The sequence below is a fragment of the Enterobacter sp. Li2LvB3 genome (genome assembly GCF_056156645.1).
Genome location: NZ_JBSICG010000005.1, coordinates 214,967 through 236,340, shown reverse-complemented (window position 1 = coordinate 236,340; position 21,374 = coordinate 214,967). Strand labels below are relative to the sequence as shown.

General features: G+C 55.5%; 20 protein-coding genes and 1 riboswitch. Of the genes, 10 read left to right on the top strand and 10 right to left on the bottom strand.

Annotation, left to right across the window (positions count from 1 at the left end; genetic code table 11):
* Positions 1-357 precede the first annotated feature (357 nt).
* Entirely contained in the window at positions 358-2,373 is a 2,016-nt protein-coding gene (gene uvrB / locus ACS603_RS06600; RefSeq protein ID WP_182060094.1) for an excinuclease ABC subunit UvrB, read from the top strand.
* 674 nt (positions 2,374-3,047) lie between these two features.
* On the opposite strand, the gene yvcK is transcribed toward uvrB, so the two are convergent.
* Positions 3,048-3,956, bottom strand: a complete 909-nt coding sequence (gene yvcK / locus ACS603_RS06595; protein ID WP_182060095.1) for a uridine diphosphate-N-acetylglucosamine-binding protein YvcK — start codon at positions 3,954-3,956, stop codon at positions 3,048-3,050.
* Positions 3,957-4,182: 226 nt separating this feature from the next.
* Positions 4,183-4,317, top strand: a riboswitch (molybdenum cofactor riboswitch).
* On the opposite strand from yvcK, the gene moaA reads away from it, so the two are divergent.
* The 6 genes from moaA (at position 4,305) to ACS603_RS06565 (ending at position 7,784) form a co-directional block, all read left to right on the top strand.
* Positions 4,305-5,294 carry a GTP 3',8-cyclase MoaA gene (gene moaA / locus ACS603_RS06590; RefSeq protein ID WP_474943975.1) on the top strand — a complete coding sequence of 330 codons (990 nt, stop codon included), beginning with the start codon at positions 4,305-4,307 and terminating at the stop codon, positions 5,292-5,294. (Overlaps the previous riboswitch by 13 nt.)
* Before the next feature lie 24 nt (positions 5,295-5,318).
* On the top strand, positions 5,319-5,831 hold the full coding sequence (gene moaB / locus ACS603_RS06585) for a molybdenum cofactor biosynthesis protein B (RefSeq protein ID WP_182060097.1): 513 nt from the start codon (positions 5,319-5,321) through the stop codon (positions 5,829-5,831).
* Positions 5,832-5,834: 3 nt separating this feature from the next.
* Complete coding sequence (gene moaC, locus ACS603_RS06580; protein WP_474943974.1) at positions 5,835-6,320, top strand: cyclic pyranopterin monophosphate synthase MoaC; 486 nt, start codon at positions 5,835-5,837, stop codon at positions 6,318-6,320.
* Entirely contained in the window at positions 6,313-6,558 is a 246-nt protein-coding gene (gene moaD, locus ACS603_RS06575; protein ID WP_182060098.1) for a molybdopterin synthase sulfur carrier subunit, read from the top strand. Before moaC ends, moaD begins: the two co-directional genes overlap by 8 nt.
* A 1-nt stretch (position 6,559) precedes the next feature.
* Complete coding sequence (gene moaE, locus ACS603_RS06570; protein WP_014069430.1) at positions 6,560-7,012, top strand: molybdopterin synthase catalytic subunit MoaE; 453 nt, start codon at positions 6,560-6,562, stop codon at positions 7,010-7,012.
* Between the two features lie 64 nt (positions 7,013-7,076).
* Entirely contained in the window at positions 7,077-7,784 is a 708-nt protein-coding gene (locus ACS603_RS06565; RefSeq protein ID WP_182060099.1) for a Bax inhibitor-1/YccA family protein, read from the top strand.
* 91 nt (positions 7,785-7,875) lie between these two features.
* Here the strand turns inward: ACS603_RS06565 and ACS603_RS06560 are convergent, their stop codons facing one another.
* From ACS603_RS06560 to ACS603_RS06550, 3 genes are read right to left on the bottom strand one after another with little or no spacing between them, the layout of a single operon-like run.
* Complete coding sequence (locus tag ACS603_RS06560) at positions 7,876-8,838, bottom strand: lysylphosphatidylglycerol synthase domain-containing protein (protein ID WP_474943973.1); 963 nt, start codon at positions 8,836-8,838, stop codon at positions 7,876-7,878.
* Complete coding sequence (gene clsB, locus ACS603_RS06555) at positions 8,838-10,076, bottom strand: cardiolipin synthase ClsB (protein ID WP_182060101.1); 1,239 nt, start codon at positions 10,074-10,076, stop codon at positions 8,838-8,840. The genes ACS603_RS06560 and clsB overlap by 1 nt, the downstream gene beginning before the upstream one ends.
* A complete protein-coding gene (locus tag ACS603_RS06550; protein WP_474943972.1) occupies positions 10,073-10,834 on the bottom strand; it encodes an endonuclease/exonuclease/phosphatase family protein in 762 nt (253 codons plus the stop codon). Before ACS603_RS06550 ends, clsB begins: the two co-directional genes overlap by 4 nt.
* 133 nt (positions 10,835-10,967) lie before the next feature.
* Between ACS603_RS06550 and ACS603_RS06545 the strand changes: the two genes are divergently transcribed.
* Positions 10,968-11,378 (top strand): YbhQ family protein, encoded by a 411-nt coding sequence (locus ACS603_RS06545; RefSeq protein ID WP_182060103.1) that lies wholly within the window; start codon positions 10,968-10,970, stop codon positions 11,376-11,378.
* On the opposite strand, the gene ACS603_RS06540 is transcribed toward ACS603_RS06545, so the two are convergent.
* From ACS603_RS06540 to cecR, 5 genes are read right to left on the bottom strand one after another with little or no spacing between them, the layout of a single operon-like run.
* Complete coding sequence (locus ACS603_RS06540; RefSeq protein ID WP_182060104.1) at positions 11,340-12,446, bottom strand: ABC transporter permease; 1,107 nt, start codon at positions 12,444-12,446, stop codon at positions 11,340-11,342. The genes ACS603_RS06545 and ACS603_RS06540 overlap by 39 nt on opposite strands.
* Positions 12,447-12,455: 9 nt before the next feature.
* A complete protein-coding gene (locus ACS603_RS06535; protein ID WP_182060105.1) occupies positions 12,456-13,589 on the bottom strand; it encodes an ABC transporter permease in 1,134 nt (377 codons plus the stop codon).
* Entirely contained in the window at positions 13,579-15,318 is a 1,740-nt protein-coding gene (locus ACS603_RS06530) for an ATP-binding cassette domain-containing protein (protein ID WP_315688153.1), read from the bottom strand. The genes ACS603_RS06535 and ACS603_RS06530 overlap by 11 nt, the downstream gene beginning before the upstream one ends.
* Positions 15,311-16,306, bottom strand: a complete 996-nt coding sequence (gene hlyD / locus ACS603_RS06525; RefSeq protein WP_182060107.1) for a secretion protein HlyD — start codon at positions 16,304-16,306, stop codon at positions 15,311-15,313. The genes ACS603_RS06530 and hlyD overlap by 8 nt, the downstream gene beginning before the upstream one ends.
* The gene (gene cecR / locus ACS603_RS06520) at positions 16,303-16,980 is read right to left on the bottom strand and encodes a transcriptional regulator CecR (protein ID WP_474943971.1); all 678 of its coding nucleotides are present in this window, start codon (positions 16,978-16,980) and stop codon (positions 16,303-16,305) included. Before cecR ends, hlyD begins: the two co-directional genes overlap by 4 nt.
* A gap of 239 nt (positions 16,981-17,219) precedes the next feature.
* On the opposite strand from cecR, the gene rhlE reads away from it, so the two are divergent.
* Both rhlE and dinG read left to right on the top strand, forming a co-directional pair.
* On the top strand, positions 17,220-18,605 hold the full coding sequence (gene rhlE / locus ACS603_RS06515; protein ID WP_182060109.1) for an ATP-dependent RNA helicase RhlE: 1,386 nt from the start codon (positions 17,220-17,222) through the stop codon (positions 18,603-18,605).
* A gap of 97 nt (positions 18,606-18,702) precedes the next feature.
* Entirely contained in the window at positions 18,703-20,880 is a 2,178-nt protein-coding gene (gene dinG / locus ACS603_RS06510; RefSeq protein ID WP_474943970.1) for an ATP-dependent DNA helicase DinG, read from the top strand.
* Here the strand turns inward: dinG and ACS603_RS06505 are convergent.
* The gene (locus ACS603_RS06505; RefSeq protein ID WP_446492471.1) at positions 20,867-21,367 is read right to left on the bottom strand and encodes a fimbrial protein; all 501 of its coding nucleotides are present in this window, start codon (positions 21,365-21,367) and stop codon (positions 20,867-20,869) included. The two genes, dinG and ACS603_RS06505, sit on opposite strands and share 14 nt — an antisense overlap.
* Between the last annotated feature and the right edge of the window lie 7 nt (positions 21,368-21,374).

Here is a 21,374-nt window from a genome sequence, read left to right as displayed (position 1 = left end):
AACACGCGGCTTACACCTGAATTGGTGCGAAACGCGGCTTTAGAAAATATCGGTTAAAAATCAAATTGTTATATAAAAGCAATTAGCGTAATGAAACTGTCACTGGTTGCCACAAAACTTTCATTACACGGCTTGACAAATGTTAAAAAAGAAAAAGTTCTGGGGATAACCCGGGTTCGCTGGTGTTTTATTTTGTCGCAGTCTAAATTTTGACCGGGATTACGCTAATCAATCGAACGCTACTCTAAATATCCTGACACGCCACTGGTTTTTCATCCAGTATTTTTTACTGGCAATCCTGGCAGCTGCGAGTAAAATTACTCACCTGCCGCTAATTACGTCATCAGGTCATCGCCCATGAGTAAACCGTTCAAATTGAATTCTGTTTTCAGCCCTTCAGGCGACCAGCCTGAGGCGATCCGTCGCCTGGAAGAGGGGCTGGAAGACGGTCTGGCACATCAGACGCTTCTGGGCGTTACCGGCTCGGGTAAGACCTTTACCGTTGCCAACGTCATTGCGGATCTCCAGCGCCCCACTATGGTGCTTGCCCCGAATAAAACCCTGGCGGCTCAGCTTTATGGTGAGATGAAAGAGTTCTTCCCGGAGAACGCGGTGGAGTACTTCGTTTCTTACTACGATTACTACCAGCCAGAAGCGTATGTCCCAAGCTCCGATACCTTTATCGAAAAAGATGCGTCGGTGAACGAACACATCGAACAAATGCGTCTGTCGGCAACCAAAGCGCTGCTGGAACGCCGAGATGTGATTGTGGTGGCTTCGGTGTCCGCTATCTACGGTCTGGGCGACCCGGACCTGTACCTGAAGATGATGTTGCACCTTACCCAGGGGATGATCATCGATCAGCGTGCGATTTTGCGCCGCCTGGCAGAGCTGCAATACACCCGCAACGATCAGGCCTTCCAGCGTGGTACGTTCCGCGTGCGCGGCGAAGTTATCGATATCTTCCCGGCAGAGTCAGACGATATTGCACTGCGTGTTGAACTGTTCGACGAAGAGGTTGAGCGGCTGTCGTTGTTTGACCCGCTTACCGGGCATGTGGAATCGGTCATTCAGCGTTTCACGGTCTACCCTAAAACGCACTACGTGACCCCGCGTGAACGTATTGTGCAGGCGATGGAAGATATTAAAGACGAGCTGGCAGACCGCCGTAAGGTGCTACTGGCGAATAACAAGCTGCTCGAGGAACAGCGTTTAAGTCAGCGTACCCAGTTTGATCTGGAGATGATGAACGAGCTGGGTTACTGCTCCGGTATCGAAAACTACTCGCGCTTCCTCTCTGGCCGCGGGCCGGGCGAGCCACCGCCAACCCTGTTTGACTACCTTCCGGCGGACGGCCTGCTGGTGGTGGATGAATCCCACGTGACGATTCCGCAGATTGGCGGCATGTATCGCGGCGACAGGGCACGTAAAGAGACGCTGGTAGAGTACGGTTTCCGCCTGCCATCAGCGCTGGATAACCGCCCGATGAAGTTTGAAGAGTTTGAAGCACTTGCTCCGCAAACCATCTACGTGTCGGCAACGCCGGGCAGCTATGAACTGGAGAAATCGGGCGACGAGGTGGTGGACCAGGTGGTGCGTCCTACCGGTCTGCTGGATCCGATTATCGAAGTACGCCCTGTTGCTACGCAGGTTGACGATCTTCTGTCTGAGATTCGTATCCGCGCTGCCATCAATGAACGCGTGCTGGTGACGACCCTGACCAAGCGCATGGCGGAAGACCTGACTGAATATCTTGAAGAACACGGTGAGCGCGTGCGGTATCTGCACTCGGATATCGATACCGTGGAGCGTATGGAAATTATCCGCGACCTGCGTCTGGGCGAGTTCGACGTACTGGTGGGGATCAACCTGCTGCGAGAAGGTCTGGATATGCCTGAAGTGTCGCTGGTCGCGATTCTGGACGCCGACAAAGAGGGCTTCCTGCGTTCTGAGCGTTCCCTGATCCAGACCATTGGCCGTGCCGCGCGTAACGTGAACGGTAAGGCGATCCTCTACGGCGATAAGATAACCCCATCGATGGCGAAAGCGATTGGTGAAACGGAACGTCGACGCGAGAAACAGCAGCGTTATAACGAAGAAAATGGTATTACGCCGCAAGGGCTGAACAAGAAGGTGGTGGATATTCTGGCGCTGGGTCAGAACATCGCCAAAACAAAAGCAAAAGGGCGGGGCAAGGCGCGTTCAGTGGTGGAAGAAGATACTGTCGTGCTGACACCAAAAGCGCTCCAGCAGAAAATTCATGAGCTGGAAGCGCAGATGATGCAACACGCGCAGAATCTGGAGTTTGAAGAGGCTGCGCAAATCCGCGACCAGCTGCATCAGTTGCGGGATCTGTTTATTGCAGCATCGTAACAAAAGCAAAATGGCAGCCAAAAGCTGTACTGCTTGTCAGTTAAGCACGGTGCATGATTCCGCTCACCTTAATATCAGCAGAAAATAATTCGTTCAGAACCTGTGAACGGGATAAGGGGGCCACCGCGGCCCCCTTATCAATCCCCGCGGCCCGCAATGAAATCGGTGCTTCGCACTGCGCTCACCTCCCGACCGTCTGCCTGCGGTTCGCCGATTTCTACGGGACTCAACAACCGTGCCATTTTCAGGCCGCAGAGAAGGTTGAGGGCGCGTGAGTCCGGCTGAAAATCGCCGAAGCGTTTCCTGTAGGCCGGGGCGAGGCGCATGGATGCGCCGAGAGGGCGGATTTACAGGGACGTTACCTCCGCCCGTCCCCGATAAGCCGGAAGGAATAAGCTGAGGGTACCGCGAAGCGGTGATTTTCTTTGCCGGGAGCCCGGGTTGCCAGGGTAGCGGCGGTGAGCTACCCTGGCACGTTCACGGGTATTGTGGTGACAGAGTAGCAAAGAACATAAAGTGAACGGAATAACCACCACAGCCGTATGTTCCCCCTCACCCCAGCCCTCTCCCCAAAAAGGAGAGGGAGCCGTCCGTGCTCGTATTTTTTGTGGGGATCCCTCAACCCTGTGGGAGAGGGGCGGGGTGAGGGCACCAGACCGCACTGAAACAAAACCTTAACCCAACGCCTGAATCGCTTTCTCCAGTGCTTCACGCAGCAGATGACGATCGTGGCGATACTGAATATCGCTGGCTTCCAGTGGCTCCTGCACCACCACGCGTGCGCCGATCCCCGACACATCAGCTTTCGGCCCAACCACAACCGCGTCGATGATTTTTTTCCCGACGTACTGCTCCATGATACCGAGCTTGTCCGCAAGCGTCAGGCTTGCTGCCGCCGGGCTCAGTTCACGCCCTAAATTACCGATATAGACCACCGGAGCTGGTGTTCTGCGCAGGGCCTGAGCCAGCTCTTTTACCAGCAGAATGGGCATCAGGCTGGTGTAAAAACTTCCCGGCCCAATCAGGATCAAATCCGCTTCGCCGATAGCATCGACGGCTTCACGCGTAGCGGGAACGCCCGGATATGTCATGAGCTCTTTCGGCGGCAGGGTCAGCTGGTCAATATTCACTTCGCCGTAAACTTCATGGCCTTCCACATCAATTGCCATCAAGTCGACCGGTTGTTCAGACATCGGAATCAGGAACGCATCAACTTTAAGCAGATTACGTATTAAATTGATGGCTTCAAGAGGGCGAACGCTCAGGTGATCCAGCGCCTTTAACATCAGGTTTCCGAGGTTATGGCCAGAAAGTTCGCCATTACCGGCAAAACGGTACTCAAACATCGCTGACGCCACGCTCGGTTCGGTAATTAACTGATTTAAACAGTTACGCATATCGCCCCACGCGATACCGCCTTCCGAACGACGAATGCGCCCTGTAGAACCGCCGTTATCGGTTGTAGTGACTATCCCTGTAAGCCTGGATCCAAGAGAGGAAAGTGAAGACATCACTCGCCCCAGACCGTGGCCTCCGCCAAGAGCGACTACCCGATCAAGATCCGCAAAAGTGCGATTGCGCATACCTATTCCTTATCACGTTCGAACAGCGTAACAGTAACCTAACTACCCCTAAAAGACGATGCTTCACCCGGTGCAAAATGACGTATATCAATGCGAAAGTACCGTTTTTGCGTATTCTGTTACGAAAATGCACGATCATGTCGCTATATATAAAATTATATAGCGAAAACCGATAATGGCGAAGAGGTGATTTCCGCGCTACTATCGCCTAAACCACGTTTTCGAATTTGAAAACATACACTCTAGCCTTTGTGCCTGTGTCGAAAGATATGGCGCTCTGGCCGTGGCGGATTTGCCACCAGGGTACAGAAAGAAATGACTGTGCCTCCCGTATCTGGAAAGGTGTACATGGCTTCACAACTTACTGATGCTTTCGCGCGTAAGTTCTTTTACTTACGTCTGTCGATTACCGATGTGTGCAATTTCCGTTGCACCTACTGTCTGCCTGACGGTTACAAACCTGGCAGTACCACCAATAATGGCTTTCTCTCCGTGGATGAAGTGCGCCGCGTCACGCGTGCGTTCTCTGAACTCGGCACCGAAAAAGTGCGGCTGACCGGGGGAGAACCTTCTCTGCGTCGCGACTTTCCCGATATTATCGCTGCTGTGCGCGAAAACGACCGTATCCGTCAAATTGCGGTAACCACCAATGGGTATCGCATGGCGCGGGACGTGGCGAAATGGCGTGACGCTGGCCTGACGGCGATCAACGTCAGTGTCGATAGCCTTGATGCCCGCCAGTTCCATGCAATTACCGGCCAGGATAAGTTCCGGCAGGTGATGGACGGCATTGATGCGGCGTTTGCTGCCGGTTTCGAGAAGGTGAAAGTCAATACGGTGCTAATGCGCGATGTAAACCACCATCAACTGGACACCTTCCTGGCGTGGATCAAATCACGCCGCATTCAATTGCGTTTTATTGAGCTGATGGAAACCGGCGAGGGCAGCGAGCTGTTCCGTCGTCATCACATCTCCGGTATGGTGCTGCGCGACGAACTGCTGAAACGCGGCTGGATCCACCAGATCCGCCAGCGCAGCGACGGCCCGGCGCAGGTCTTTTGCCACCCTGATTACGAAGGGGAAATCGGGCTTATCATGCCTTATGAGAAAGAGTTCTGTGCCAGCTGTAATCGCCTGCGCGTCTCGTCTGTGGGCAAGCTGCACTTATGCCTGTTCGGGGATGGTGGCGTAGACCTTCGCGATCTGCTGGAAGACGACTCTCAACAGGACGCGCTTGAAGCGCGTATTTCCGAAGCGCTGACGCATAAAAAACAGACCCATTTCCTGCATCAGGGCAACACCGGAATTACTCAGAACCTGTCATACATTGGCGGGTAATCAGTCTTAAGAAGGAACCAGAAGATGAGTCAGGTAAGCGCAGAATTTATCCCGACACGTATTGCTATTCTTACCGTTTCTGAACGCCGTGGTGAAGAGGATGATACCTCCGGCCATTGGTTGCGCGATGCGGCACACGAAGCCGGGCACCATATTGTTGCTAAAGCGATTGTTAAAGAGAACCGCTACGCCATCCGTGCCCAGGTTTCCCAGTGGATCGCCGGTGATGAAGTGCAGGTGGTGCTGATTACAGGCGGTACTGGTTTTACCGCAGGAGATCAGGCTCCCGAAGCGTTGATTCCCCTGTTTGATCGCGAAGTAGAAGGCTTTGGCGAAGTATTTCGGATGCTCTCATTTGAAGAGATTGGCACCTCAACCTTGCAGTCACGCGCGGTGGCGGGGGTAGCGAACAAAACGCTGATTTTTGCCATGCCGGGCTCCACCAAAGCGTGCCGTACCGCGTGGGAGAACATCATCGCGCCGCAGCTCGATGCCCGCACCCGTCCGTGTAATTTCCATCCCCATTTAAAGAAATAAGTTATGTCACAACTGACCCACATTAACGCCGCTGGCGAAGCGCATATGGTGGATGTGTCTGCCAAAGCCGAGACGGTGCGCGAAGCGCGTGCTGAAGCTTTCGTTACCATGTTGCCTGAAACCCTGGCGATGATTATCGATGGCAGCCACCACAAGGGTGATGTGTTTGCTACCGCACGCATTGCCGGTATCCAGGCCGCGAAACGGACCTGGGATTTGCTCCCACTGTGCCACCCGTTGATGCTCAGTAAGGTTGAGGTAAACCTGCTGGCGCAGCCGGAACACAACCGCGTGCGAATTGAATCACTTTGCCGTTTAACCGGGAAAACCGGCGTTGAGATGGAAGCGCTGACGGCGGCCTCTGTCGCCGCGTTGACCATCTACGATATGTGTAAAGCCGTGCAAAAAGACATGGTGATTGGCCCGGTTCGTCTGCTGGCAAAAAGCGGCGGGAAATCTGGCGATTTTAAGGTGGACAGCCATGATTAAAGTGCTCTTTTTTGCTCAGGTCCGCGAGCTGGTCAACACCGATAGTCTGACCCTGGAAACCTCATTCGATAACGTTGCCGCACTGCGCGCACATCTGGCAGAACAAAGCGACCGCTGGGCGCTGGCGCTGGATGAAGGCAAATTGCTGGCGGCAGTTAATCAGACTCTGGTGGATTTTAACCATCCGCTGAAGGCCGGTGACGAAGTGGCGTTCTTCCCGCCGGTGACAGGAGGCTGAAATGGCTGAAACCCGAATTCTGGTAGGTCATGACCGCTTCAGTGTCGGTACAGAATACAGCTGGCTGGCGGAGCGCGATGAAGATGGCGCGGTTGTCACCTTCACTGGCAAAGTGCGTAACCACAATCTTGGCGACAGCGTGAAAGCGCTCACGCTGGAGCACTATCCGGGCATGACCGAAAAATCGCTGGCGGAGATCGTGGACGAGGCGCGCGGACGTTGGCCGCTCGGGCGCGTCACGGTTATCCACCGCATCGGCGAAATGTGGCCGGGTGAAGAGATCGTGTTTGTTGGCGTGACCAGTGCGCATCGCAGCAGCGCGTTCGCGGCGGGCGAATTTATTATGGACTACCTCAAAACCAAAGCGCCATTCTGGAAGCGTGAAGCGACGCCAGAAGGTGAGCGGTGGGTGGAATCGCGTGACAGCGATAAACAAGCTGCTGGTCGTTGGTAGTCTGTTTACGTGGATGTGTTAGTCTTAAAACGTGTGTCTACTTAATCTTAATCAGGAGTGAATCATGGACCGATTTCCGCGTTCCGATTCTATAGTGCAGCAGACCCGAACCGGGCTGCAAACGTATATGGCCCAGGTGTACGGCTGGATGACAGTCGGCCTGCTGCTGACCGCGTTTATTGCGTGGTACGCCGCAAATACACCTGATCTGATGATGTTTATCTTTTCCAGCAAAATCACCTTCTTTGGGTTGATCATCGCCCAACTGGCGCTGGTGTTTGTCCTCTCAGGCCTGGTGCAAAAGCTCAGCGCCGGCATGGCGACCACGCTGTTTATGCTGTACTCGGCGCTGACCGGGCTAACGCTTTCGAGTATTTTCATCGTTTACACCTATTCCTCCATCGCCAGTACATTTGTGGTGAGCGGCGGGATGTTCGGCGCGATGAGCCTGTACGGTTACACCACAAAGCGCGATTTGAGCGGTTTTGGCAGTATGCTGTTTATGGCGCTGATTGGGATCGTGCTGGCATCGCTGGTGAACCTGTGGCTCAAGAGTGAAGCGCTGATGTGGGCGGTGACCTACATTGGGGTGATTGTCTTCGTCGGGCTGACGGCCTACGACACCCAGAAACTGAAAAATATCGGCGAGCAGATTGACGTGCGCGATAGCTCAACGTTGCGCAAATACTCCATCCTTGGTGCGCTGACGTTGTATCTGGACTTTATCAACCTGTTCCTGATGCTGCTGCGGATTTTGGGCAACCGTCGCTAGAGGTTGGTGCGGCCTGGTGCCCTCACCCTGGCCCTCTCCCACGGGAGAGGGAACAAACACTAAAAACGGCAACCTTGTTGCCGTTTTGCTTTTATTTTGCCAGTGCCTTCTCATTCTTCTCCCGCAACTTTTTCGCCCGGCTCTCCAGCAGCAAATAACAGACCGTCGCCAGCGCCAGCGGCAGGAAGTAATAGAGCATTCGATACGCGAGCAGGGCGGCGATAATCGTTCCCTGAGAGACGTGCTCCCCGGCAAGCAGGGCGATAAACACCGCTTCCAGCACGCCAATCCCTGCCGGGATATGGACAATTACACCCGCGATACTGCTCACCAGCAGCACGCCAAGCACAAAGAAGTAATTCACGTCTTCGCCAATCAACAGCCCTGTAATCGCCCCCATTGCCATCCAGTTGGCGCTGGAAATCGCCATCTGTAATACCGCGAACTTCCATGATGGCAGCACCAGTTTTTGCCCTTTGATGGTTATATGGCGGCGTTTAGCAAACGCACAGGCCCACAGATAGAAGGCGATAATCAGCAGCAGCACCATGCCCAGAATCCGCAGCGTGGTTTCGTCGACATACCAGTGAGCAGGCAACTGCACCACGCCGGTGGTGAAGATCACCCCGCCGAGCAGAATGTAACCCAGCCAGTTGGTCGTGATGCTCAATGAGAAAATGCGGGTGATGGTGCTGCTGGGCAGTCCAAGACGCGAATAGAGGCGGTAACGCATTCCAATGCCGCCGACCCAGGTGCTCAGCGTCAGGTTGAAGGCGTAGCAGATAAACGACACCAGCATCACCTGGCGCTTTGCCAGCTTGTGCCCGCAGTAGGCACGCCCCAGCAGGTCGTAGCAGCCGTAAATCAGGTAACTTACAATCACCAGCCCAGACGCGCCCAGCAGTACCATGCGGTTGTAGTTGCGGATAACCTTCCACACCTCTTCCCAGTCGACTTTCCGGGCGTACACCACCAGCAACACCGCGACGGCGATAAAGAAAAGCCAGGTGAGGATTTTCTTAGCCAGGTGCCAGTGAGGATGGGATTGTGACATCAGGTTTTTCCTCCATCTTCCACTTCAACGCGATCCTGTGTTTCCATTTCAGGCTGCACCGGCGGGTGTACCAGTGCAAGCTTAGGTGTGTGCGCGGGCAGCCAGCCGACCATGGCCGGGAAATGGCGCAGGAAGTGGAACACCACCACGCCGATACCGAGGTTCCACCAGGTACGTTTCGGTACCATAGAGTCATCCACTCGCACGCAGTCGTTAACGATCAGTCCCTGAAGGTTATCGCGCAGGGTTTGGTTGAACTGGCGATCGTGGACGATCAGATTGGCTTCCAGATTGAGCGACAGGCTCAGCGGATCGAGATTACTGGAGCCAACGGTCGCCCAGTGATCGTCCATCAGTGCGACCTTTCCATGCAGCGGTCGGCGGCGGTATTCGTAAATCTGCACACCGCCTTTTACCAGATAGTTATACAGCAGACGTGCGCCGACTTTGACAATCGGCATATCGGGCTCGCCCTGCACAATCAGTTTCACCCGCACACCGCGACGTGCTGCATTGCGCATGGCGTGCAACAAGCGGTAGCCAGGGAAGAAGTAGGCGTTGGCAATAATTACCTCGCGCTTCGCATTCGCCAGCATCTTCAGATAATGACGCTCAATATCATCCCGGTGCTCGCCGTTATCCCGCCAGACAAACAGCGCCTGCGCTTCGCCGGGCTTGCGGTTCTCTTCCGGGCGATGGTGGCGCTTCCACCAGCGTCGCACAGCATCTTTACCCGGCAGGTTTTCCAGTTCGAACAGTAAAATGTCCTGAACTACCGGGCCTTCGATACGGATCGCGTAATCCTGCTTGGCCTCCGGGCCATAGTCAGACATATGTTCTGCGGAATAATTAATGCCGCCGACAAAGGCTACCGCTTCATCAACCACCACAATTTTGCGGTGCATACGGCGAAAGAGATTGGTGCGCATGCCAAACAGACGCGAGCCGGGATCGTAGTAGCGGAATATCACGCCCGCCGACGTGAGTTCATTGACGAATTCGTCGCTCAGATCCGGAGAACCATAGCCGTCGAGCAGCACTTCGATTTTGATGCCGCGCAGGGCGGCGCGCAGCAGCACGCTATGTAACTGTTTCCCCACCTCGTCCTCGAACCAGATAAAGGTTTCGAGGATCACTTTCTGCTGTGCATGGTCAATGGCCTTGAACACCGCAGGATAATAGTTATCGCCATTTTCCAGCAGCGTGATGCGGTTTCCTTCCTGCCATGAGCATCTCATAAGTGGATCTCCGCGCTAAGCGGGGCGTGGTCGGAAAGATGGCGCCAGTTGAGTAACGCCAGGGCAGTCGGGCTGCTGGCATGGGCATTTTTCACGTAGATGCGGTCAAGTCGCAGCAGGGGAAAGCGCACCGGGAACGTCCGCGCGGGGCGGCCATTGGCGCGGGTAAAAATCTCCTCCAGCCCGGCATCCACCTTCAGTGGGTGATTGGCCCGCTGACGCCAGTCGTTAAAATCACCCGCCATCACCACCGGCTCACCTTCCGGTAGGGCATTGCTCCATTCGGCCAGCATCTTTAACTGCGCCTGACGGTGCGCTTCACGAAGGCCGAGATGCACGCAGCCAACGTGAACGGGAAATTCCAGTTCGGGTGGGATAATGCGGCAGTAAAGCAGCCCGCGTTTTTCGCTTTCGCCCACAGAAACGTCGCGGTTTTCGTAATATTCGATCGGGAAACGCGATAGCACCGCGTTGCCGTGGTGGCCTTCAGGGTAAACCGCGTTACGCCCATAGGCATAATCACTCCACATCGTATCTGCCAGAAATTCGTAGTGCGGCGTGTCGGGCCAGTTTTCGACATGCATTGGGTGCACGTCATGGGCGCCCATAACTTCCTGTAGGCAGACGATGTCAGCACTGACGGTGCGTACAGCGTCGCGCAGCTCCGGTAACATGAAGCGACGGTTAAATGCAGTGAAGCCTTTGTGAATGTTAATTGTCAGCACTTTAAGCGATAAATGCTGCGTTTTATGCGTCATAAGCACCTTCCGGGGTGACTATCCTGATGAAAATAAAGTGTAGTAGGCGTCACAAAAAGATGCGGTGTTACGGAATTTTCCGTAAAGTGCGGTAGTCTGAATTAGCAGAGAAATGTTCTTCAGGAGAGAAGCCATGAAGTGGCAACAACGTGTTCGTGTCGCAACTGGCCTGAGTTGCTGGCAGATAATGTTGCATTTACTGGTCGTGGCCGTACTGGTGATGGGCTGGATGAGCGGTACGCTGGTGCATGTTGGCTTAGGGTTATGTGTTCTTTACGGTGTTACCGTACTGTCGATGCTGTTTTTACAGCGCCACCATGAAGCGCGCTGGCGTGAGGTGGGTGATGTGCTCGAAGAGCTCACCACCACCTGGTATTTTGGTGCTGCAATGATCGTGCTTTGGCTGTTGTCGCGTGTGCTGCAAAACAACCTGCTGCTGGCCCTGGCGGGTCTGGCAATTCTTGCAGGGCCTGCGGTTGTCTCACTGCTGACCAAAGAGAAAAAGCTACGCAATGTTTCGTCTAAACATCGCGTACGCCACTGAGCCTGTCGTGGCCGCTATAACCAAAAGCGGCCACAAACTTCCCCAGATAATCCCCATACTTGCATCCTTGAGATAAATTTGTTTGGTGATATCCGTAAAGTGCCGGATGGGGTTAATCCATGTAAGATCCTGCAACCACACCGGCATGTTCTCGATGGGGGAAACATACCCCGAGAGCAAAATCGCAGGCATCATAAAGACGAATACCCCGATAAACGCCTGCTGTTGCGTGGAGCACAGCGCTGAAATCAACAGACCAAATCCCACCAGTGACAGACCATAAATCACCATAGTGAAGTAGAACAGGGCCAGCGATCCGGCAAAGGGAATTTGATATGCCCAGATCCCCACGCCCAGCACAATCGTCGCCTGGAAGGTGGCAACAATCAGCGCCGGAACGGCTTTACCGACAAAAATCTGCCAGGTGGCCAGCGGGGAAACCAGCAGTTGATCGAGCGTGCCTTGCTCGCGTTCACGGGCGACCGACAACGAGGTTACGATCATCACACCAATGGTGGTGATCATGGCGATAAGCGACGGCACCACAAACCATTTGTAGTCCAGATTCGGGTTATACCAGTTACGCACCACCAACTGGCTGTTGTTGGGTTTAGGTTTGCCTTCCATCAGCTCCTGCTGATAGTCCTTGACCACCTGTTGCAGGTAATTTGCGGCAATTTGCGCACTGTTCGAGTTACGCCCGTCCAGAATCAGCTGCATCGGTGCAGTCTGCCAGGTATCCAGGTTGCGGGAAAAGTCGGCCGGGAAACGCACCAGCAGCAGCGCTTTTTGCGTGTCGATGGTGGGCTGGATCTCCCTGGGGCTTTTCAGCAGCAGAATGTGGGTAAAGGCTTTCGCCCGGGCAAAACGCTGCGTCAGCTCTACGGAGTGTTTCCCGCTGTCCTCGTTGTAGATGGCAATGGTGGCGTTCGTCACCTCAAGCGTCGCAGCAAACGGGAACAGGAATACCTGGATCAGCACGGGCAGGATCAAAATGGCGCGGGTTTGCGGCTCGCGCAGCAGCGATTGCAGCTCTTTGCGGATCAATGTCCATAAACGGTGAAACATGCTCGCTCCTTAATCCAGTCGCCGTTTGGTTTTTACCCACGTCAGCCCAATAAACATTACCGCTGACACCATCAAAAACAGGATGTTGACAATCAGCACTGCCGGAATATTCCCGGCCAGGAACAGGCTTTGCAGCGTACTGACGAAATAACGCGCTGGAATGATATAGGTCACCGCACGGATGACGGCTGGCATACTGTCTATCTGGAAGATAAAGCCCGACAGCATGATAGACGGCAAAAAGGCGGCGTTTAGCGCAACCTGCGCGGCGTTAAACTGGTTACGGGTGATGGTTGAAATCAGCAGCCCCATGCCCAGGGTGCTCAGTAAAAACAGACTGGTGATAAAGAACAACAGCACCAGCGAACCGCGATAAGGCACTCCCAGAATGAACACCGACACCAGCATACAGAGCAGCATGGCCAGCATTCCGAGGAAGTAATAGGGGATAAGCTTACAGAGCAGCAGCTCCACCCGCGTGACCTCGGTTGAGAGCAGCGCTTCCATGGTACCGCGCTCCCACTCGCGGGCGATCACCAGCGACGTGAGGATAGCCCCGATCACCGTCATGATAATGGTCACCGCACCCGGAATAATAAAATGCTGGCTGATGGCGGCAGGGTTAAACCAGTAGCGGGTCTGTATGTCGATCAGCGGTTCGAAGGTTTCCCCCCTGTCTTCCGCCCGCTGTTTCTGCCAGAGCTGCCAGATGCCTTCGACATAGCCCTGCACAAAGTTGGCGGTGTTAGGCTCGCTGCCGTCGGTGATGACCTGAATCGGCGCGTCGGTATTTGCGCGCGCCATGTTGGCGGCGAAATCGACCGGGATAACCACCAGGCCGCGAATTTTCCCCGCCTGCATTTTCTGGATCAACGCCTGGCGATCGTCGCTGATGGTGGCGTCAATGTAGGGCGAGCCGGTCATGGCGTGGGTGAAATTCAGGGCCTCTTCGCTGTGCTGCTCCAGCAAAATCCCCACCCGCAGCTTGCTGGAGTCGAGGTTTATCCCGTAGCCAAAGATAAACAGCAGCAGCAGCGGGATTACTACCGCAATCAGCCAGCTGCTGGGATCGCGTACGATCTGGCGGGTTTCTTTGATGCATAACGCCCGCACCCGGCGCCATGAAATCGCGTTATGACTCATTAGCGTGTTCCTTATCCCAGTCGTGAATGAGCGTGATAAACGCCTGCTCCATGGTGGGGTCCGGTTGCTTATCGTCGGCGGCCTGGCTTTTCAGATCATCCGGCGTGCCGTGGGCGATCAATTTGCCGCGATACACCAGCCCGATGCGGTCGCAATATTCCGCTTCATCCATAAAGTGAGTGGTCACCATGACGGTAACGCCTTTCTCCACCATGCTATTGATGTGCAGCCAGAACTCGCGGCGGGTGAGGGGGTCAACCCCAGAGGTTGGCTCATCAAGAAACAAGATGTCAGGTTCATGCATCAGCGAGCAGGCCAGTGCCAGACGCTGCTTGAAACCGAGTGGCAGGTCGTCAGTGGCGTGAGAGGCAATGTTCGTCAGGCTGAACGCGTCGCTCATGCGGCTGATTTTCTCGTTTTGCGCGCGCCCGCGCAGGCCGTAAACGCCGGAGAAAAAGCGTAAGTTCTGTTCAACGGTCAGGTTGCCGTACAACGAGAATTTTTGTGCCATGTAGCCGAGGTGTTGCCGCGCTTTCCCGGAGCTCACTTTCAGATCCATATCCAGCACCAGCGCCTTACCAGAGGTTGGCACCAGCAGGCCGCACATCATTTTAAAGGTGGTGGATTTGCCCGCACCGTTGGGGCCCAGCAGGCCAAAGATCTCGCCGCGTTTCACCGCGAAATTGACGTTGTCGGTGGCGGCAAAATCGCCAAACTTTTTGGTCAGGGATTTGGCTTCAATCACCGTTTCGCCTGGTGTGCCATCAACGGTATGCAGGATCGCCCCCAGCGGGGATTCTGACGTTCCTGCACCGCCCAGCAGGTCGATAAACGCGTCTTCAAAACGCGGTGCGGTCTCTTCTATCTCCACATCCGGCATTCCCTGAGCCTGGCGAATGTCGTCCACCGTGGCCTCTTTTTTGAGAATGACCCGCACAGATCGCCCCTGAATCATCCCGTCGCTGACCTGCGGCAGTTTCAACACTCGCTGGAGCAGCTTGCGGTTGGACTCCTGCGGGCTGTGCAACAAGAAGCTGCGCCCGGCCATGCTTTGCGTGAGCGTTGTCGGCTCGCCCTGATAAAGCAGCTCCCCTTCGTTCATCAGCAAGACATCGCGACACTGTTCCGCTTCGTCGAGGTAAGACGTGCTCCAGAGAATCAGCATCCCGTCGCCTGCAAGCTCGTGCACCATTTGCCACAACTCACGGCGCGAAATGGGATCCACGCCCACGCCGGGTTCATCAAGCAGCAGCACTTTTGGCTCACCCACCAGCGTGCAGGCCAGCCCGAGTTTTTGCTTCATCCCGCCGGATAACTTACCCGCGAGGCGCTCCGTGAACGGCCCGAGCGAGGTAAATTCCAGCAGGCGGGCGAAGGTTTTTTGCCGTGTTTCCCCGGTGACGCTGCGTAAATCGGCATACAGATTCAGGTTTTCCATCACCGTTAAATCTTCGTACAGACCGAATTTCTGCGGCATATACCCCAGCATGGCGTGAAGGGCGCTGTCGTCCTGGACGGGATCAAGCCCCAGCACGCGGGCGCGCCCGTCATCAGGTTTGAGTAACCCGGCGAGCATTCGCATCAGCGTGGTTTTGCCTGCGCCATCGGGGCCAACCAGCCCCGTGACATAGCCCTTTTGCAGCGTACAGTTCAGCGGCGCGACGGCGGGTTTATCCATGCCCGCGAAGCGTTTTACCAGATTGTCGAGTTGAATAACCGCATCATTCATGTCGTTCCCCGTCGGTGAATTTCACGGTAACCGGCATCCCCTGACGAAGGGAATCGTCAGCGTCTGTCACAATGATGCGCAGACGATAGACCAGGTCAGTACGCAGGTCTGGCGTTTCAACGGTTTTCGGCGTGAACTCAGCGGTTGGCGACACAAAGCCCACCTTGCCGTGGTATGGCTTGTCAGGGCGACCATCGGTATAAAGCAGCAGCTCACGCCCAGGCCTGACCTGGCTGAGGTTCGGCTCGTCGATATAGGCACGCACCCACACCGGGCGCGTCAGCGAAAGGGTCAGTACGGTGCTGCCTGCGCTTAACATGCTGCCGGGCTCTACGGCGCGGGTCATTAGCGTACCGTCGGACGGGGCAACCAGCGTGGTGTCATGCAAATCCAGTTGTGCCTGCGCCAGTTGCGCCTGCGCCTGTTCAAGGCTGGCTTTGGCCTGTGCGATATCCTGCGGGCGATTACCGGTGTGATACTGGCTTAATTTATCCTGCGCGGATTTAAGCGTTGCCTGCGCCTGGTCGCGGGAAGAACGGGCATTTTCCAGGTCGTTGGCGGAAATGGTGCGGCTTTTCCACAGCCCCTGCTGACGGGCGTAGAAGTTCTGCGCATAGTCGTAGGCGGCCTGCGCCTGTTTGACTGCCGCCGCGGCCTGGGCAATTTCTTCATCGCGATAGCCTGCCAGCATCAGGTCATATTGTGCCTGGGCGACGGAAACGCCTGCTTTTGCCTGCATCAGCGCGTTCTCGTAAGGCGCGGTGTCCAGCACGCCTAACGTCTGCCCGGTTTTAATCGTGTCACCTTCATCAACAGAAAGCGAAGCCAGGCGGCCGCCAACGCGGAAACTCATGTCCACCGTTCGAATATCGACGTTGCCGTACAGCGTCAGGCCGTTGTCTTGTCGGCTCTGATACCACAGCCAGCCACCGATCCCCGCAGCAAGCAGAATAACGACCACCAGAATGATGGCGACAGGTTTTTTCATGACTTCAGGCTCCTTAGCGTTAAGCCTTGCAGGATCAGATCAAGGTGACAGGTGATCACCTGGCTAATCTGCGCGGCCTTATCCTCATCAAATTGTGTCCAGCCGGTGCGTAACAAAATGGTTTCCCGTCCCAGGCGAAAAGCCAGTACTTCGCCCAGCAGGGCGTGGGTATGCAAAATGGTCTCAGTATCGCTGGCATCACGGCCGGTATAGGCCGCAATGAGCCGGGTCAGGTGCGTGTGCATTGGGGAGATCACCTGATCGTGAACCAACTGGTAGGCGGCGGAAGGCGAGAGTTGTTCGCGTGAGATAAACTTACTCAGGTTCAGCGTATCGTCGTGCGTCAGCAGGCGGATCATATTATGGCAGGCGTTAAGGATAAGCTGACGGATGGCGGCCCGGTCAGGCGAGGGCTGGCTGAACAGCGCGGTGGTTTCGTCAACGTGCTGGCGAAAATGCGTGCTGATAAAATCGGCAATCCACTGTGCGCAGGCGAGGTACAAATCCTCTTTTGAGCCAAAATAGTAGGTAATGGCCGCTATGTTCTGCCCGGCCTGCGCGGCAATATCGCGCGTGGTGGCATGAAGTCCATACTCGCCAAACTGTGCCAGGGCGGCGGCGATAAGCTGGCTTTTGGCCTGTTCGCCTTTGGTTGTTGTCGGGGTTGTATTCATAGCAGCACTTAAAATTAATCAATCGATTGATTAAGATTATGCCCGGTTCACAATTTTGTCCAGTTGCACTCTTGTGCGGGAAATATTTCGTCGATGAATCACAGAGGGATATTTTATGCGCCACGTCACAAAAGCTGCTACACTCCGCTGCTTCGCGACATTGTGGTTTTTGTCCTCTCATATTCGTTATATCTCCCTGAAAACTACACCTGTGATGGTCGGGGCGGTTCGGAGTTTTTATGTCTTTTGATTCCCTTGGCCTGAACCCGGAAATTCTGCGCGCGATTGCAGAGCAGGGCTACGTTGAGCCTACCCCAATTCAGACGCAGGCAATCCCTGCCGTGCTGCAAGGCCGCGACCTGATGGCCAGCGCCCAGACCGGTACCGGTAAAACCGCTGGCTTTACCCTGCCGCTCCTGGAGCTGTTGGTTAAAAACCAGCCGCACGCAAAAAGTCGTCGCCCGGTGCGCGCCCTGATCCTCACGCCAACCCGTGAACTGGCAGCACAGATTGGTGAGAACGTGCGTGAGTACAGCCGCTATCTCAACATTCGCTCACTGGTGGTCTTTGGCGGGGTTAGCATCAATCCGCAGATGATGAAACTGCGCGGTGGCGTGGACGTGCTGGTGGCAACGCCGGGTCGTCTGCTGGATTTGGAACACCAGAATGCGGTGAAGCTCGATAGCATCGAAATCCTGGTGCTGGATGAAGCTGACCGGATGCTGGACATGGGCTTCATTCATGATATTCGTCGTGTGCTGGCTAAGCTGCCGTCACGTCGCCAGAACCTGCTGTTCTCTGCGACCTTCTCTGACGAAATCAAAGCCCTTGCTGAGAAACTGCTGCATAACCCGCTGGAAGTGGAAGTGGCGCGCCGTAACACGGCCTCCGAGCAGGTGACCCAGCATGTGCATTTCGTTGATAAAAAACGTAAGCGGGAACTGCTCTCGCAGATGATTGGCCAGGGCAACTGGCAGCAGGTGCTGGTGTTCACCCGTACCAAACATGGTGCCAACCACCTGGCGGAACAGCTGAATAAAGACGGCATTCGCAGCGCCGCTATTCACGGTAACAAGAGCCAGGGCGCGCGTACCCGTGCGCTGGCAGATTTTAAATCTGGTGATATTCGCGTGCTGGTGGCAACCGACATCGCCGCGCGTGGTCTGGACATTGAAGAGCTGCCACACGTGGTGAACTACGAGCTGCCAAACGTGCCGGAAGACTATGTTCACCGTATCGGCCGTACCGGTCGTGCCGCGGCAACCGGTGAAGCGTTGTCTCTGGTCTGCGTTGATGAGCACAAACTGTTGCGTGACATCGAACGTCTGCTGAAAAAAGAGATCCCACGCATCGAAATCCCGGGCTACGAAGTGGATCCGTCCATTAAAGCCGAGCCGATTCAGAACGGCCGTCAGGGTGGCGGTGGCCGTGGTCAGGGTGGTGGCGGTCGTGGCCAGCAACCGCGTCGTGCTGAAGGTGGCGCGCCAAAAGCATCAGGCAAACCGCCGCGTCGCAACAACGAGGCAAAACCAGCGGGTGAAAACCCGTGGCGCAGTGGCGAAGGGAAACCGGCAGGAGAAGGCCAACGCCGACGCCGCCCGCGTAAACCTGCCAGCGCGCAGTAATCTGGAAGCCCGGCCGTAAAGCCGGGCTTTTCTTTTTGCGACAACGAAAAGAAAGTGCCACAATAGTGGCTGTTTATACAGTGTTTCAGGTTTTCCGATGGCTTTAACCGCTGCGCTAAAAGCGCAAATTGGCGCCTGGTATAAGGCGTTACAACAGCAGATCCCCGACTTTATCCCCCGAGCGCCGCAGCGGCAGATGATTGCTGACGTGGCAAAAACGCTCGCCGGGGACGACGGGCGACATCTGGCGATTGAAGCCCCCACGGGGGTCGGAAAAACTCTGTCGTACCTGATCCCCGGCATTGCCATCGCCCGTGAAGAACAAAAAACGCTGGTGGTCAGTACCGCCAACGTGGCGTTGCAGGATCAGATCTACAGCAAAGATTTACCGCTGCTGCGCAAAATTATCCCGGATCTGCGCTTTACGGCGGCATTTGGGCGCGGGCGTTATGTTTGCCCGCGTAACCTGACGGCGCTTGCCAGCAGCGAGCCCACGCAGCAGGATCTGCTCGCATTTCTGGATGACGAGCTGACGCCAAACAACAAAGCCGAGCAGGATCAGTGTGCGAAGCTAAAAGCCTCTCTGGATAGCTATAAGTGGGACGGCCTGCGCGATCACACCGATCAGGCCATAGGCGATGACCTGTGGCGTCGGCTCAGTACTGATAAAGCCAGCTGTCTGAACCGTAACTGCCACTACTACCGCGAATGCCCGTTTTTTGTCGCGCGGCGCGAGATCCAGGAAGCGGAGGTCGTTGTCGCCAACCACGCGCTGGTGATGGCGGCACTGGAGAGCGAAGCGGTGCTCCCGGAGCCTAAACACCTCCTGCTGGTGCTCGATGAAGGACACCACCTGCCCGATGTGGCGCGGGACGCGCTGGAAATGAGTGCGGAAATCACCGCCCCCTGGTTCCGCCTGCAGCTGGATCTGTTCTGCAAGCTGGTTGCGACCTGCATGGAACAGTTCCGCCCAAAAACCACGCCGCCGCTGGCGGTGCCGGAGCGGCTGAGCGATCACTGTGAAGAGGTGTATAGCCTCATCTCCTCGCTCAATAACATTTTGAATCTGTATCTTCCGGCGACCCAGGAAGCAGAACATCGCTTTGCGATGGGAGAGCTGCCGGAAGAGATCATGGAGATTTGTCAGCAGCTGGCAAAGCATCTTGAAAAGCTGCGCGGGCTGGCGGAGATGTTTTTAAACGATCTCAGTGAGAAAACCGGTACGCATGATGTGGTGCGATTGCACCGCATCCTGCTCCAGATGAACCGCGCGCTGGGGATGTTTGAAGCGCAAAGTAAGCTGTGGCGACTGGCCTCGATGGCGCAGGCCTCTGGTGCGCCTGTCACCAAATGGGCCACCCGTGAAGTGAAAGACGGCCAGGCACATCTGTTTTTCCACTGCGTGGGGATCCGCGTGGCCGATCAGCTGGAAAAACTTATCTGGCGTAGCGTGCCGCATGTGGTGGTGACGTCGGCCACGCTGCGTTCCCTGAACAGTTTTTCACGTTTGCAGGAAATGAGCGGCCTGAAAGAGAAAGCGGGCGATCGCTTCGTGGCGCTGGACTCGCCGTTTAACCACTGCGAGCAGGGGAAGCTTGTGATCCCGCGTATGAAGTATGAACCGCTTATCGACAACGAAGAGCAGCATATTGCCGAGATGGCCGCCTACTTCCGCGAGCAGGTTGAGAGCAAAAAACACTCCGGGATGCTGGTGCTGTTTGCCAGCGGGCGCGCGATGCAGCGCTTCCTGGAACATGTTACTGACCTGCGGTTGTTGCTGCTGGTGCAGGGCGATCAGCCGCGCTATCGGCTGGTGGAGCTGCACCGCAAACGCATCGACAACGGTGAACGCAGCGTGCTGGTTGGATTGCAGTCATTTGCAGAAGGGTTGGATCTGAAAGGGGACTACCTGACGCAGGTCCACATTCATAAAATTGCCTTCCCGCCTATCGATAGCCCGGTGGTGATCACCGAAGGCGAGTGGCTGAAAAGCCTGAATCGTTATCCGTTTGAAGTACAAAGCCTGCCTGCGGCATCGTTTAACCTGATTCAGCAAGTGGGGCGTTTGATTCGTAGCCACGGCTGCTGGGGCGAGATTGTCATTTATGACAAACGTCTGCTGACCAAGAACTACGGCCAGCGCTTACTGAACGCGCTGCCGGTGTTTCCGATTGAACAACCGGACGTTCCGGAAGTGAAAAAAAGCCCGACAAAAGTGGCCGCCGGGCGTAAAAAAAGCATCCGTGCTAAGGGGCGCGGTCCTACTGGTAAGTAAAGGTGGCTTGCACAACGCTGCTGAAGGTGCCCGCCGTGACGGGCATTGAGGTCGCGTAATAGCGTGCCGCCATCGGAAAATCGGCCATGTGCGTGCTGGCATCAATGACCGCACTGAATCTGGCCTGGGGTGCAAGCACGATATAATCCAGACGATCGGCTAACTCTAATGCCATTCCTTTTGCGGTCCCGCTATTGGCGAACTTAAAGGGATGTATGGCATCGCGCTGACCATCAACAGAGATAGTGGCAACCGCCAGCGTTGGCGGGCAATTTGTCAGTTTTAAATCAAAATCTTTCCACGGACCGGTATCGCCGACATTCTTGAAATCAGTGGACACGGCCTGCCCCAGATCCACCACCATATTCTGGCTGGCACTGTCGACCTCGCAGGTCGTGTCGTAAATGTTGCCCTCGATATTCAGCGTAACGTCAGTCGCGCCCGCGGAGAGGCTCATCAACGCGAGTAAAAATAGTAACGCTCTCATCATCGCT

What these genes read in the sequence shown, in the direction of transcription:
- uvrB (WP_182060094.1), top strand. Translation starts at nt 358, where the DNA reads ATGAGTAAACCGTTCAAATTGAATTCTGTTTTCAGCCCTTCAGGCGAC.
- yvcK (WP_182060095.1), bottom strand. Translation starts at nt 3,956, where the DNA reads ATGCGCAATCGCACTTTTGCGGATCTTGATCGGGTAGTCGCTCTTGGC.
- moaA (WP_474943975.1), top strand. Translation starts at nt 4,305, where the DNA reads ATGGCTTCACAACTTACTGATGCTTTCGCGCGTAAGTTCTTTTACTTA.
- moaB (WP_182060097.1), top strand. Translation starts at nt 5,319, where the DNA reads ATGAGTCAGGTAAGCGCAGAATTTATCCCGACACGTATTGCTATTCTT.
- moaC (WP_474943974.1), top strand. Translation starts at nt 5,835, where the DNA reads ATGTCACAACTGACCCACATTAACGCCGCTGGCGAAGCGCATATGGTG.
- moaD (WP_182060098.1), top strand. Translation starts at nt 6,313, where the DNA reads ATGATTAAAGTGCTCTTTTTTGCTCAGGTCCGCGAGCTGGTCAACACC.
- moaE (WP_014069430.1), top strand. Translation starts at nt 6,560, where the DNA reads ATGGCTGAAACCCGAATTCTGGTAGGTCATGACCGCTTCAGTGTCGGT.
- ACS603_RS06565 (WP_182060099.1), top strand. Translation starts at nt 7,077, where the DNA reads ATGGACCGATTTCCGCGTTCCGATTCTATAGTGCAGCAGACCCGAACC.
- ACS603_RS06560 (WP_474943973.1), bottom strand. Translation starts at nt 8,838, where the DNA reads ATGTCACAATCCCATCCTCACTGGCACCTGGCTAAGAAAATCCTCACC.
- clsB (WP_182060101.1), bottom strand. Translation starts at nt 10,076, where the DNA reads ATGAGATGCTCATGGCAGGAAGGAAACCGCATCACGCTGCTGGAAAAT.
- ACS603_RS06550 (WP_474943972.1), bottom strand. Translation starts at nt 10,834, where the DNA reads ATGACGCATAAAACGCAGCATTTATCGCTTAAAGTGCTGACAATTAAC.
- ACS603_RS06545 (WP_182060103.1), top strand. Translation starts at nt 10,968, where the DNA reads ATGAAGTGGCAACAACGTGTTCGTGTCGCAACTGGCCTGAGTTGCTGG.
- ACS603_RS06540 (WP_182060104.1), bottom strand. Translation starts at nt 12,446, where the DNA reads ATGTTTCACCGTTTATGGACATTGATCCGCAAAGAGCTGCAATCGCTG.
- ACS603_RS06535 (WP_182060105.1), bottom strand. Translation starts at nt 13,589, where the DNA reads ATGAGTCATAACGCGATTTCATGGCGCCGGGTGCGGGCGTTATGCATC.
- ACS603_RS06530 (WP_315688153.1), bottom strand. Translation starts at nt 15,318, where the DNA reads ATGAATGATGCGGTTATTCAACTCGACAATCTGGTAAAACGCTTCGCG.
- hlyD (WP_182060107.1), bottom strand. Translation starts at nt 16,306, where the DNA reads ATGAAAAAACCTGTCGCCATCATTCTGGTGGTCGTTATTCTGCTTGCT.
- cecR (WP_474943971.1), bottom strand. Translation starts at nt 16,980, where the DNA reads ATGAATACAACCCCGACAACAACCAAAGGCGAACAGGCCAAAAGCCAG.
- rhlE (WP_182060109.1), top strand. Translation starts at nt 17,220, where the DNA reads ATGTCTTTTGATTCCCTTGGCCTGAACCCGGAAATTCTGCGCGCGATT.
- dinG (WP_474943970.1), top strand. Translation starts at nt 18,703, where the DNA reads ATGGCTTTAACCGCTGCGCTAAAAGCGCAAATTGGCGCCTGGTATAAG.
- ACS603_RS06505 (WP_446492471.1), bottom strand. Translation starts at nt 21,367, where the DNA reads ATGAGAGCGTTACTATTTTTACTCGCGTTGATGAGCCTCTCCGCGGGC.